This window comes from Burkholderia sp. BCC1047 (assembly GCF_902833155.1).
In the GTDB taxonomy this organism is placed as follows: Bacteria; Pseudomonadota; Gammaproteobacteria; order Burkholderiales; family Burkholderiaceae; genus Burkholderia; species Burkholderia sola.
The window spans coordinates 159741-171852 of the sequence record NZ_CADFEH010000003.1 but is presented as its reverse complement, the minus strand read 5'-3'; the positions used below and the strand labels follow the sequence as shown (position 1 = coordinate 171852).

General features: G+C 69.2%; 11 protein-coding genes. 6 read left to right on the top strand and 5 right to left on the bottom strand.

The window, feature by feature from the left end:
• The first annotated feature begins 28 nt into the window (after positions 1–28).
• The 3 genes from iolE (at position 29) to HWX55_RS04730 (ending at position 2434) form a co-directional block, all read left to right on the top strand.
• Complete coding sequence (gene iolE, locus HWX55_RS04740) at positions 29–958, top strand: myo-inosose-2 dehydratase (RefSeq protein WP_175974390.1); 930 nt, start codon at positions 29–31, stop codon at positions 956–958.
• A gap of 56 nt (positions 959–1014) precedes the next feature.
• Positions 1015–1833: a 5-deoxy-glucuronate isomerase gene (iolB, locus tag HWX55_RS04735; protein WP_175974389.1), complete on the top strand. Its 819-nt coding sequence runs from the start codon at positions 1015–1017 to the stop codon at positions 1831–1833.
• A gap of 106 nt (positions 1834–1939) precedes the next feature.
• Positions 1940–2434: a heme-degrading domain-containing protein gene (locus HWX55_RS04730; protein WP_175974387.1), complete on the top strand. Its 495-nt coding sequence runs from the start codon at positions 1940–1942 to the stop codon at positions 2432–2434.
• A gap of 28 nt (positions 2435–2462) precedes the next feature.
• Here HWX55_RS04730 and HWX55_RS04725 read toward each other — a convergent pair whose 3' ends face one another.
• From HWX55_RS04725 to HWX55_RS04710, 4 genes are all read right to left on the bottom strand, one after another.
• Entirely contained in the window at positions 2463–3914 is a 1452-nt protein-coding gene (locus tag HWX55_RS04725) for an MFS transporter (RefSeq protein WP_175974385.1), read from the bottom strand.
• Positions 3915–3990: 76 nt separating this feature from the next.
• Positions 3991–5010 (bottom strand): cyclase family protein, encoded by a 1020-nt coding sequence (locus HWX55_RS04720; RefSeq protein ID WP_175974383.1) that lies wholly within the window; start codon positions 5008–5010, stop codon positions 3991–3993.
• Positions 5011–5066: 56 nt separating this feature from the next.
• A complete protein-coding gene (locus HWX55_RS04715) occupies positions 5067–6347 on the bottom strand; it encodes a CoA transferase (RefSeq protein ID WP_175974381.1) in 1281 nt (426 codons plus the stop codon).
• Positions 6348–6394: 47 nt separating this feature from the next.
• Positions 6395–7159: an IclR family transcriptional regulator gene (locus HWX55_RS04710; protein WP_175974379.1), complete on the bottom strand. Its 765-nt coding sequence runs from the start codon at positions 7157–7159 to the stop codon at positions 6395–6397.
• 229 nt (positions 7160–7388) lie between these two features.
• Between HWX55_RS04710 and HWX55_RS04705 the strand changes: the two genes are divergently transcribed.
• From HWX55_RS04705 to HWX55_RS04695, 3 genes are all read left to right on the top strand, one after another.
• Positions 7389–8279: a CoA ester lyase gene (locus HWX55_RS04705; RefSeq protein WP_175974376.1), complete on the top strand. Its 891-nt coding sequence runs from the start codon at positions 7389–7391 to the stop codon at positions 8277–8279.
• A gap of 197 nt (positions 8280–8476) precedes the next feature.
• Complete coding sequence (locus HWX55_RS04700; protein ID WP_175974374.1) at positions 8477–9559, top strand: porin; 1083 nt, start codon at positions 8477–8479, stop codon at positions 9557–9559.
• Positions 9560–9604: 45 nt separating this feature from the next.
• Positions 9605–11080 (top strand): MmgE/PrpD family protein, encoded by a 1476-nt coding sequence (locus HWX55_RS04695; RefSeq protein ID WP_175974372.1) that lies wholly within the window; start codon positions 9605–9607, stop codon positions 11078–11080.
• Between the two features lie 33 nt (positions 11081–11113).
• On the opposite strand, the gene HWX55_RS04690 is transcribed toward HWX55_RS04695, so the two are convergent.
• Positions 11114–12052 carry a LysR family transcriptional regulator gene (locus HWX55_RS04690; protein WP_175974371.1) on the bottom strand — a complete coding sequence of 313 codons (939 nt, stop codon included), beginning with the start codon at positions 12050–12052 and terminating at the stop codon, positions 11114–11116.
• Between the last annotated feature and the right edge of the window lie 60 nt (positions 12053–12112).

The window sequence follows — 12112 nt, the reverse complement described above, 5'->3', positions numbered from 1 at the left end:
AACAACATTCGAATCAAGGAAGCACGTCATGAGCTGGAACGTCCGCATCGGTATCAATCCCCTGTCGTGGATGAACGACGACCTGCCGTCGCTCGGCGGCGAGACGCCGCTCGAGACGGCGCTGAAGGAAGGCGCCGAAATCGGCTATGCGGGCTTCGAGCTCGGCAACAAGTTTCCGAAGACGGGCCCCGCACTGAAGGCGAAGCTCGCCGAATTCGGGCTCGTGTGCGTGTCGGGCTGGTATTCGGGCTTCCTCGCGGAAGTCGCGCCCGGTATGACCGATGCCGATGCAGTCGCGGCCGAAATCGAGCGCTGCCGCGCGCATATGACGAAGCTGCAGTACAACGACGTGAAGGTCGTCGTGTACGGCGAATGCGCGGGCACGATCCAGGGCAACATCGACACGCCGGTCGCGAAGCGGCCGCGTTTCGTCGACGATGCAGCGTGGCGGCGCTATGCGGCGCGCCTCGACGCGTTCGGCGCGCACCTGCTCGACACGTACGGCATCAAGCTTGCCTACCATCACCACATGGGCGCGTACGTCGAGTCGCCGGACGACGTCGACCGGCTGATGGCGCTGACCGATCCCGCGAAGGTGTTCCTGCTGTTCGACACCGGCCACGCGTATTTCGGCGGCGCGGCCGACCCGGTGGCGCTACTGCAGAAGCACGTGTCGCGCGTCGCGCACGTGCATTGCAAGGACGTGCGGCCGCAGGTCGTCAGCAAGGCACGCAACGACGGCTGGAGCTTTTTGAACGGCGTGATCAACGGCACCTTCACGGTGCCGGGCGACGGCGCGCTCGACTACGACGCGACGCTGCGCACGCTGAAGGACGCCGGCTACGAAGGCTGGCTCGTCGTCGAGGCCGAGCAGGACCCGGCCGTCGCGCCGAGCTATGCGTATGCGAAGAAGGGCTACGAATCGCTGCGCGCGATCGTCGACCGGTTGAGCGCGTGAGTTCGCACGCAAGCGCCTGAGCGTTCGCGCCCCACCCTATTGCGGAGACTTATTTCATGACGATTTCTCCCCTGCTGGTCAAGGCATCCGCCGACCGCGAGATCTGCAACGTGACGCCCGAATCGGCCGGCTGGAAGCACGTCGGCTTTCGCGCGCTGCGCCTGAAGGCCGGCGACACCGAAACGCTCGACACCGGCACGCGCGAATTGTGTGTGGTCGTGCTGACGGGCACGGTGCGCGCCGAAGTCGACGGCGAGACGTACGACACGCTCGGCAAGCGCGACAGCGTGTTCGAGGACGTGTCGCCGGACGCGCTGTACGTGCCGGGCGGCAAGACCGTCACGCTGGTCGCGACGCGCGATGCGGAAGTCGCGCTGTGCACCGCGCCGTACGCGAGCGGCGACAAGCGGGTTCAGCGCCTCGACGGCGAACGGATGCGCCGCTCGGTGCGCGGGCAAGGCACCAACACGCGCTACGTGTGCGACATCCTGATGGGCGACAACCCGGCCGCCGACCGCTTGCTCGTCGTCGAAGTCGTCACGCCGGCCAGCCATTCGAGCAGCTATCCGCCGCACAAGCATGACCGCGACGCGGCGCCCGACGAGACGTCGCTCGAGGAAACCTATTACCACCGGATCGATCCGCCGCAGGGCTTCGCGTTCCAGCGCGTGTACACCGACGACCGCAGCCTCGACGAGGCGTGCGCGGTCGAGAACCACGACGTCGTGATGGTGCCGCGCGGCTATCACCCGGTCGTCGCGCCGCACGGCTACAACCTGTACTACCTGAACGTGATGGCGGGCCCGAGCCGCGCGTGGGCGTTCAAGAACGATCCCGCGCACGAGTGGATGCTCGACGCGGCGCCCAAACGTTGAAGCGCTGACACGCCGAAGCACTGAACGAAAGACGGGCTCGCGCGCGGCCCGTGACGATGCGACGCCCGGCACGCGCGTACAGTGCCGGCAACGCGACGGAGCCGCCATGGTGACGCCCCCCTTTCGCCTCGACCCCCACGCCTTCGACGACGATGCGTCGAACCCGGCGCTGCCGCACTTCAATGCAGCCGTCGCACGCCGCATCGGAGAAATCGCGGTCAATCTCGCGTCGCGCCGCGGGCTGCCGATCGCGGTCGGCATCGTCGGCGGGCAGGCGCCGCTGTTCTACTGCGCGCTCGACGGCAGCGACGCGCACGACAGCGATGCGATCCGCCGCCGACAGAACACGGTGCTGCGTTTCGGCCAGAGTTCGCTCGCGGTCGGCGCGTGCTTCCGGCGTGCCGGCTGGTCGCTGCGCGCGCACGGCCTGTCGGACGACGACTACGCGCTCGATGGCGGCGGCGTGCCGCTGCGGCTCGCCGGCGCCGGCATCGTCGGCGCGATGACGATCGCGGGGCTCGGCTCCGAAGACAATCACGCGCTCGTCGTCGAATGCCTGCGGTGGCACGTCGGCGCGAATGCGCTGGCGATGAGCGCGTAGCCGCCGTTGCGCGATCGCATGCGCGCCGTCACGAACGGCGCGTCGGCAGCACGTCGAGCGTGCTGGCCGGCCGTTTCGCCGCGGCCGCATCGGCTTCCTCGTCCGGGATATCGTCGAGCGACCGGTTGTTGGTGCGCGGCCCGAACGCGCCGATCGCCAGCATCACGATCAGCATGCTGCCGCCGATCAGCGCGAATACCGCGGACACCCCCGCGCGCTCGAGCAGCAGCGCGACGATGAAACTGCTGGCCGCGCCGGTCAGGCGGCCGATCGAATGCACGAAGCCGAGCGCCCGCCCGCGGATCGCGGTCGGAAACAGTTCCGACTGGTACGCGGTGCCGTTGCTCGCGAGCACCGTGCTCGCCAGCGTGACGAGCAGGCCGAACGCGATCACGAACGGCGCCTGCGCCGAGATCGCGAACGCGCTGCCAAACAGCGCGACGCCGAACGCCGACGCGACGATCAACCACTTGCGCTCGATGCGATCCGCGAGCAGGCCCGCGACGAGCGGCGACACCGGATACGCGAACGCGATCACGAACGCATAGCCGAGGCTCTTCGCGACGGTCGCGCCCTGCGCGGCGAGCAGCGTCGGCAGCCATTGGCTGAAACCGAAGAAGCCGATGCTCAGGAATCCGTTGAACGCGATCAGCATCGCGGTGCGGCCGCGGTGCCGCGCATCCCACATCGACGGCGCGCGCTGCGCGGGCGGCACGGCGGCGGCCGGTAGCCGAACCGCCGGCAGCGGCCGCCCCGATTCGCGCGCCACGATCCGTTCGAGTTGCGCGACGATGCGCTCGGCCTCGGCTTCGCGGCCCACGCCGACGAGCCAGCGCGGCGACTCCGGCAGGCGCGCCTGCAGCCACCAGACGGCCACCGCGCCGCTTCCGCCGAGCAGCACGACCCAGCGCCATCCGGACCAGCCGAACGGATCGTGCGGCACCCACAGCCACGATACGAACGCGAGCACCGGCATGGCCAGATACCCGACCGCGAAGCAGACGGCGAACGCGCGGCCACGCACCGCCTTCGGCACCAGCTCGGTCAGGAACGCGCCGATCGTGATCAGCTCCGCGCCGACGCCGCAGCCCGCGACGAAGCGGCACACGAGCACGCCGATCGCGCTCCACTGCACGCACATCGCCAGGCTCGCGACGGTATAGAGCAGCAGCGCGCCGGTAAACAGCGCGCGGCGCCCATAGCGGTCCGCCAGGCGCGACACGAACATCTCGCCGACGAACAGTCCGATGAACGTCGCCGCGCCGAGCGCGCCCTGGTCCGACATGCCGAGCACGCCGCGTGCGCCGGTGTGAAAGATGCCGTCGCGAATCAGCCCGGGCGGCAGATAGGTCATCTGGAACAGATCGTAGACCTCGAAAAAGCCGCCCACGCTCAGGAACAGCACGAGCTTCCAGATGCCGGCCGTCGCGGGCAGGCGGTCGATGCGCGCGGCGAGCGATGCCGCAACAGAGTCTGACATGGCGTGTCCTCGGTAGTCCGCCCGCGCGGCGCGCGGGACGTCGATCGGCGCGCGGCCCGGGCCGCGCGGCAGGCAATCACACGGTGGCGACCGGATTGACCGGCGAGCCGACGAGCCCGCGCAGATGCAGCGGCGGCGCGGTCAGCAGGAAGCGGTGGCGGCGGTGTGCGTACAGCCAGTCCGCGAGCGGCGTCAGGTGCCACAGCTCGCCGAGATGGATGCCGAGCTTGAACAGGCATAGCTCGTGCAGCGGCATCAGCGCGCCGGGCCGCGCACGCGGCGGCGCATCGCGCGGGCGTTCCTCGACCGCGTGGTTGTCGGCCGCCAGCGCGGCGAGCCCCGACGCATCGATCCAGTTCAGCAGACGTTCGTCGGCGCCGTCCAGCACGCAGCATGCTGGCGGTGCACCGGTCTCGCCGCGCTCGGCGGCGGCCAGCAGCAGCTCGGCGAAACCCGTGTGCACGCAGACGATGTCGCCGCGCTCGACCGTCACGCCGTCCGCGCGCAGCACCGCCATCCAGTCGTCGAAGCCGATCTTGCGTCGCGCGTCGCCGAAGTGGCGGCGCAGGTCGACCATCACGCCGCGCCCCTGCACGCCGGTGCGCGCCATCACCTCGATGCCGAGCGCGTGCGCGCCGCCCTGCGCGGCGCCCGCCTCCGGCACGCTGATATGCTCGTCCATCCGGTAGCCGTTGTAGAACACGCGAGCCTTTTCGCCGTCGCCGGCCGGATCGAACAGCGAGCCGACGTGCGACAGCGCGTCCCATTGCGTCGAGAACTGCGAATGCAGGCAGAACGCGTCGTCGCAGACGACATCCGTTGCGTTCGCCACCTGTTCGTCGGCGCGATAGCCGAAGTACGGCTTGTCGCCCACCAGCGCCGGCATGATCGCAGGCGGCCGCCGCCGTGCATTCAGTCCGCCGCCGCGCGGCACGTCGAGCGGCAGGCTCAGCGAAAACACGCGGCCTTCGCGCACTTCCGCGACACCGCGCAGCACGGCGTCCGGCGTCAGCCAGTTCAGGCGCCCCTTCTGGTCGTCCGGGCCGAAATCGCCCCAGTTCGAGCCGGGCGGTCGATGGGTCCAACGCGGATTCATGATGTCTCCTTCTTCCAAGGTCTGCCGCATCCGGTCTCCGCCGGTGCGCGGCCCGCTCACTGCGAACGAATCACGCCCAGCGCGGCGAGTCGCGCGTATTCATGTTCGCCGAGCAGCGGCTGCAGGATCTCGCGGTTGTGTTCGCCGAGCGCGGGCGCGGGCCGACGGAACGCGCCGGGCGTGCCGGAAAGACGCGGCGTGACGTTGTGCATCGGCAGGCTGCCGACGTCGTCGTCGGGCAGCTCGACCAGCGCCTCGCGCTCGATCACGTAGCGATCCGCGACGATCTGCGCGATGTCCTGGATCGGCCCGACCGTGACGCCCGCTTCCTCGAAGAACGCGAGATTGGCGTCGAGATCGCGCGCGGCGATGAACTCGCCGACGATCGCGTCGAGCTCATGCGCGTGCCGCACGCGCAGCACGTTGGTCGCGTAGCGCGGATCGTCGATCAGGTCCGCGCGGCCGATCGCGCGGAACAGCCGCTCGGCCATCGCCTGCGTCGAACTCGACAGGCACAGCCATTTGCCGTCGCGCGTGCGATACGCATTGCGCGGCGCGGTGTTCGTCGAGCGGCTGCCGGTACGCGGCTTGATCTCGCCGGTCATCACGTAGTTCGCCGCGGCCGGCCCGAGGATCGACAGCAGCGGCTCGAACAGCGACACGTCGATCACCTGCCCGGCCGCCCGCTGCGCGCCGCGCGCATGCAGCGCGACCAGCACGGCGAGCGCGCCGGACATCCCGGCCGTCATGTCGGCGAGAAACATCGGCGGAAGCACCGGCTCGCGATCGGCGAACCCGTTGATCGCCGCGAAGCCCGCATAACCTTCGGCGAGCGTGCCGAAGCCCGGCTTGTGGCGATACGGCCCGGTCTGCCCCCAGCCGGAGATTCGCGCGATCACGAGTTCCGGGCGGATCGCGAGCAGGTCGTCCGGGCCGAGCCCCATCCGCTCCGCGACGCCGGGCTTGAAGCTCTCGACGAACACGTCCGCGTCGCGCACCAGCCGGCGCACGATGTCGACGCCCTCCGGCGTGCGCAGATCGACGCACACGCTGCGCTTGTTGCGTCCGTACACCTTCCAGTTCGTGCTGATGCCGCCCGCGCCGACCGCGCGCAGCGTATCGCCGCGCTCGCTTTCGACCTTCACGACGTCCGCGCCGAAGTCGGCCAGCTGCACGCTCAGCATGTTGCCGGCCATCAGGCGCGACAGATCGACCACGCGCACGCCGGATAGCGGCCCGGCGGCGTCTGCATCGAACGATTTCGGATGGATCGGGCCGGTGGACGCGCGACGATGCGCGCCGGCCGCGCGAGCGGCCTGCGGGTCGGGTACGGACATGATGTCTCCTGGTAGTTGTCGGTCGGTCAGGGAGGCGCGCGCCGGCGCTACTCGAGCAGCGCGCCGAGCTGGTCGGTCGCGGGAAACGCCGCGCCCGTCGCGGGCAGATCGCCGCCGAGCACGTGCGTGAGCTCGGCGGCGGCGGCCTGCACATAAGGCAGGTAATCGGCCAGCACTTTCTTGTTGAAGCGATAGCGCGGCACACCGAGCGAGATCGCGCCGCTCAGCACGCGGCCGACACCGAACGCCGGACACGCGATCGCCGCGCTCTCCGGATCGCGCTCGGCGATCGACACCGCATAGCCCTGCTCGGCCGTCTTCTCGTACTCGCCGCCGCGCGTGCCGGAAAACGCGAGCAGCACGCGCCCCGCCGCGCCGACGTCGAGCGCAAAGCGGTCGCCTTCGCGCAGATGCGTGCTCACCGCGCGCTGCGCCTGGATGCGGAACAGGCAGACGCGCTGGTCGCCTTCGCGCACGTAGAACGCGGCGGTCTCGCCGGTCTGCACCGACAGCGTCGACAGGATCGGCATCACGTACTCGCGCAGCTGGAACGACTCGCGGTACATCACGCCGAGCTGGAACACGGCCGGCCCCAGCACGTAGCGCCCGTCGGGCAGGCGCTTGATGAATCGGAACTGTTCGAGGGACTCGAACATCCGCAGCAGCGTGCTCATGTTGAGCCCCGTCGCGTCGCTGACCTGCGCGAGCATCAGCCCGCCCGGCGCGCCGGAGAAGGCCAGCAGCGCGGTCAGCGCGCGATTGACCGCGGCCACGCCGCCTTCTGCCTGATTGCTCGTCTCCACCTTACTCATGTCCGCCTCGCGCTGTGCCGGGCGGCGTGAACGGCGCGCCCGGGGTTCACCACAAAATGAAAGTGACTTTCATTATACGCAGGACGGCGGTGACATCAACATGAATTCGCAGCGCTTCATTCGTTCATCTTCTTTCAATTCCTCGTAAATATAGGCGTTAACGATAATCTTGACGAATGGGCCCATCGATCACAAAAATAAAAGTGACTTTCATTTTACGAGAACAACGATGAATTCCTCGCCCCAACCGGTCTGGCGCTCGCTCCTCTACGTCCCGGCCCACGTCCCCCGTTTCGTCGAGAAAGCCGCGACCAGCGCAGCCGATGCGCTGATCCTCGACCTGGAGGACAGCGTCCCGTTCGCGTGCAAGCACGACGCCCGCGACGGCCTCGCCGACGCCGTGCCGAGGCTGCGCGCGGCCGGCCGCGACGTGCTGGTCCGCGCCAACGGCCCGCTCGACCTGCTGGTGCCCGATCTGCGTGCGGCCGTGCAGGCCGGCGTGCACGGCGTCGTGCTGCCGAAGGTGCGCGGCGGCTCGCATGTCGAGGCGATCGACGAACTGCTGGCCACGCTCGAGGAGGAAGCCGGCGCCGCGCCCGGCAGCACGCGCGTCGTCGCGATCATCGAAACACCGCGCGCATTCCAGGCGATGGACCGGATCGCGCGCGCGTCGCCGCGCGTCGTCGCGATGATGCTCGGCGGCGCCGACTTCGCGCTGAACTGCGAAAGCGGCACCGGCGCCGACGTGCTGCGCGTGCCGAAGCAGTTGCTGATCATCGCCGCGCGCGCGGCCGGCATCTTGCCGCTCGGCCTGCTCGGCGGCCTCGACGAACTGCGCGACCTCGATGCGTTCGAGCGCATCGCGCACGCGTCAGCGGAATTCGGCTATGCGGGCGCGACCTGCATTCATCCGCTGCAGGTCGACGCGCTGAACCGCGCGTTCCGGCCGAACGACGACGCGGTGCGCGACGCGCGCGCCGTGCTCGCCGCGTACGACGACGCGCGCGCCAACGGCCGCGGCGCGCTGCGCATCGACGGCCGGATGGTCGACGCGGCCGGCGTCGCGCAAGCGACGCGCGTCCTCGCGCGCGACGCGGCCGTGCGCGCACGCGCGCGCTGACCCGCGCCCCGACGATGCGCACACCCTATCGCGGCTTCTCACCACCCAACGCCATCCGCGTGCGTCGTGCGACGCACGCGAGCGGCCCGGCGCGGCACGCGCCGTTCGCCGTCCGCCCCGGATAGCGACGCCGCGCCGCGCGGGCCAACCCGCGCGGCGCTCATCACGAACGACAACCCCAACAAGGAGACAGCCCCATGGGCAAGCGAATGTTCGCATTGTGCGGACTGGGCCTCGTATCGGCCGGCGCCTGCGCGCAGACCAGTCTCACGCTGTACGGTATCGCCGACGTCTACACCGAATTTCTCACCGGCCAAGCCACGCCCGACGGCAAGTCGTCGGCGTCGCTCGTGCGGATGGCGTCGGGCGGCAAGAGCGGATCGCGCTGGGGCCTGAAGGGCGTCGAGGATCTCGGCGGCGGCTGGCAGGCGGCGTTTCGCGTGGAAAGCAGCATCAACCTGGCCAACGGCGCCGGGGCCGGCTCAGGCGGCTTCGACCGCTCCGCGTGGGTCGCGCTGCAGCATGAGCGCTGGGGCGCACTTCGGCTCGGCCGCCAGTACACGACGCTGTTCGACATCATGGAGCGCTATTCGCCGACGGGCGCCTATTCGACGCTGTACGAGCCGGACGGCGCGATCGTCGGCATCAACTATCGCGAGAACAACGTCGTCAAGTACCTGACGAAGCTCGGCGCGCTGACGCTCGAGACCCACTATGCGCTCGGCGGCACGGCCGGCGCGTTCCAGTCGAACGCCGCGTACGGCGCGGGCTTCGACTATGCGGGCAGCGCGTTCTCGTTCGCCGCGGCGTTCGACGACGTCCACACGCCGCGGCCCGGCGGCTTCGCGCATTTCCGCCGCTACGTCGCTTCCGCGCTCGTCCCGCTCGGGCGCGCGCAACTGCTGGCCGGCGTCGAGCACGCGCACAGCGACATCGCCACACCGTCGGTCGTGACGAACTTCACGTTCTGGTGGGCCGGCGTCCGTTATCGCATCACCGATTTCCTGCAGGCGATCGGCGCCGTCTATTACGAACACATCCGCGCGCAGAATCCGGCGAATGCGCAAGCGCCGGCATCGCATCCCGTCAGTCCGCAGCAGGTCACGCTGCAGCTGAACTACTTCGTGTCGAAGACCGTGACGCTCTACCTGGCGGCCGGCTACGCGCACCGCGCCGCACTCGATTTCGACAACGACAACTACAACTTTCTGCACTATTCGCTCGCCGCCGAGCACTCCGGCAGCGCAGGCGTCGCGCTCGGCCTGCGCAAGGCGTTCTGACATCGCCGCCCTCTTCCCGCACCTGGAACCTTCGGAGCCCCAACCATGAATCGCCGCCACTTTCTTTCCGCGCTGACCGGCGCTGCCGTCGCGTTGCCGTTCGCTCACGCCCGCGCGGCCGCACCCGCCGCAACCGTCGATACCCGGAACGCCGGCGAGCCCGAACTCGCCCGGCAACTCGCCGACTACGCAGCCGGGCTGGAGTATCGCGACCTCGACGCCGCGACCGTCGAAACGATCAAGGCGCATCTGATCGACGCATTGGGCTGCGCGATCGCCGCGCACGACGAGCCGCCAGTGCGAATCGCGCGCACCGCGGCGCTCGCGTCGCCCGGCGGCGAGTCGACCGTGATCGGCACGGACCGGCGCACGCGCCCCGATCTCGCCGCATTCGCGACCGGCACGGCGCTGCGCTACTTCGATTTCAACGACGCGTATGCCGGCAAGGAAACGGGGCACCCGAGCGACAACGTCGCCGCGTGTCTCGCGGTCGCCGAAGCGCAGCACGCCAGCGGCCGCGACCTGATCCTGTCGATCGCGATCGCGTACGAGATCGCGTGCCGGCTGATGGACGCCGCCGCGATCAGCCCGCGCGGCTGGGATCACACCTGCTACAGCCTGCCGGCCGTCGCGCTCGCCGCGGGCAAGCTGATGCGCCTGCCCGCGCCGCAACTCGTGCAGGCGGTCAATCTGTCGATCAACAGCCATCTCGCGCTGAACCAGACGCGCGTGCAGCAGTTGACCAACTGGAAGGCGCTCGCCGACGCCGACGCGGCGCGCAACGCGGTGTTTTCGACCGAACTCGCCGGCGCCGGCCTTACCGGCCCCGCGCCGATCTTCGAGGGCGCGGCCGGGTTCTTCGCGCAGGTGTCCGGGCCGTTCACGCTCGACACCGGCACGTTCGGCGGGCGTGGCGGCGCATTCCGGATCGGCCGGTGCTTCGTGAAGTTCTATCCGGCGCAAGGGCTCACGCAAACGGCGATTCCGGCCGCGCTCGCGGTCGCCGCACAGGTGGGCGACCTGCGGCGCATCCGGCGCATCGAGATCCACACGACCGAAGTCGGCTACGTGACGGCCGGTCGCGATCCGGAAAAATGGACGCCGTCGACGCACGAAACCGCCGATCACAGCCTGCCGTACATCGTCGCGCGGGCCATGCTCGACGGCGACATCACGACCCGCAGCTATGCGGGCGACGCACTGCGCGACCCGGCATTGCGCGCGCTGATCGGCACCATCACGGTCCACGCGGATCCGGCGCTCACGGCCCGCTATCCCGTGCATGCGCCGAATCGCGTGACGGCCGTGTGCGACGACGGCGCGATCCATACGAAGCAGGTGGACGATCTGCCGGGCTCGCCGACGCAACCGATGCGGCGCGAGGACTACGAAGCGAAATTCGTGAAGAACTGCCGGCCGCACTGGAGCGCGGCGCGGATGCGTGCCGCACTCGATGTCCTGTGGCGACTCGATGAACAGCCCGACGTCGCGACGCTGCCGCCGCTGCTCGTCGTCGGCTGACGCGCGCGCGGCCCGCGGCGCGCGGCATCGCGCTCAGCCCACGCTGCACGCATCGGCCGTGACGTCGTCCACGACGGATTCCGCGGCCGCGAGGATCGCGCGGCGCATCCAGCCATGCGCGTTGCTGCCGTCGTAGCGACGATGCCAGTACAGCGACCACGTGACCGGCTCCATCGCGAGCGGCAGCTCGCGGATCACGAGACGCGGATCGCCGAGGCTCAGCGCGTGCCGCTCCGACATGATCACGGCATACGGCAGCGCATCGAGCATGTTCGGCACGACGAGCCAGTGCGGCACGTTGAGCACGATGCGGCGCGTACAGCCCATGTTCGCGAGCAGGTTGTCGATCAGGCTGTGGTCGACCGGGTTGATCGACACGTTGAGGAAGTCGAGCGCGAGGAACCGTTCGAGCGTCAGCGGCTTGTCCGCATCGGGATGGTTGCGGCTCAGTACGCACACCATCCGGTCGTGAAACACCGTTTCCGACGACAGCGTGCCGGCATGCTCGAGGCCCGCGCTGATCGCCATGTCGAGCCGCCCCGCTTCGAGCGCTTCGGCCGTCTTGGCCGCGCTCGGGTGCACGACGTCGAGGCTGATATTCGGCGCCGTCGTGCGCATGCGCCGCAGCAACGCGGGCAGCAACAGCAATTCGGTGAGATCCGACATTCGGACCGTAAAATGACGCTCCGACGTAAAAGGGTTGAATTGATAATCCGATTCAAATAATTCTTCGATTTGCTGCACGATTTGCCGGACCGGCGCGATCAGCGCCTGCGCGCGCGGCGTCAATTCCATCCCGATCGTGCTGCGCGCGAGGATCTCGTCCTTGAACAGATAGCGCAGGCGCGACAGCGCATTGCTGACGGCAGGCTGGGTCAGGCCGACCTTCAGGCCGGCCCGCGTCACCTGTTTCTCCGTCAGCAGCGCATCGAGTATGACCAGCAGGTTCAGGTCGATCGAACGTAGATTCATGATTGTGACCATCCACTAAACGGGTTAAACGCCATCCCCGGTTCGCGATTATCGCAATGG

Bases quoted from the DNA above. Each gene is read 5' to 3' on its own strand.
- iolE (WP_175974390.1), top strand. From the start codon at position 29: ATGAGCTGGAACGTCCGCATCGGTATCAATCCCCTGTCGTGGATGAAC.
- iolB (WP_175974389.1), top strand. From the start codon at position 1,015: ATGACGATTTCTCCCCTGCTGGTCAAGGCATCCGCCGACCGCGAGATC.
- HWX55_RS04730 (WP_175974387.1), top strand. From the start codon at position 1,940: ATGGTGACGCCCCCCTTTCGCCTCGACCCCCACGCCTTCGACGACGAT.
- HWX55_RS04725 (WP_175974385.1), bottom strand. From the start codon at position 3,914: ATGTCAGACTCTGTTGCGGCATCGCTCGCCGCGCGCATCGACCGCCTG.
- HWX55_RS04720 (WP_175974383.1), bottom strand. From the start codon at position 5,010: ATGAATCCGCGTTGGACCCATCGACCGCCCGGCTCGAACTGGGGCGAT.
- HWX55_RS04715 (WP_175974381.1), bottom strand. From the start codon at position 6,347: ATGTCCGTACCCGACCCGCAGGCCGCTCGCGCGGCCGGCGCGCATCGT.
- HWX55_RS04710 (WP_175974379.1), bottom strand. From the start codon at position 7,159: ATGAGTAAGGTGGAGACGAGCAATCAGGCAGAAGGCGGCGTGGCCGCG.
- HWX55_RS04705 (WP_175974376.1), top strand. From the start codon at position 7,389: ATGAATTCCTCGCCCCAACCGGTCTGGCGCTCGCTCCTCTACGTCCCG.
- HWX55_RS04700 (WP_175974374.1), top strand. From the start codon at position 8,477: ATGGGCAAGCGAATGTTCGCATTGTGCGGACTGGGCCTCGTATCGGCC.
- HWX55_RS04695 (WP_175974372.1), top strand. From the start codon at position 9,605: ATGAATCGCCGCCACTTTCTTTCCGCGCTGACCGGCGCTGCCGTCGCG.
- HWX55_RS04690 (WP_175974371.1), bottom strand. From the start codon at position 12,052: ATGAATCTACGTTCGATCGACCTGAACCTGCTGGTCATACTCGATGCG.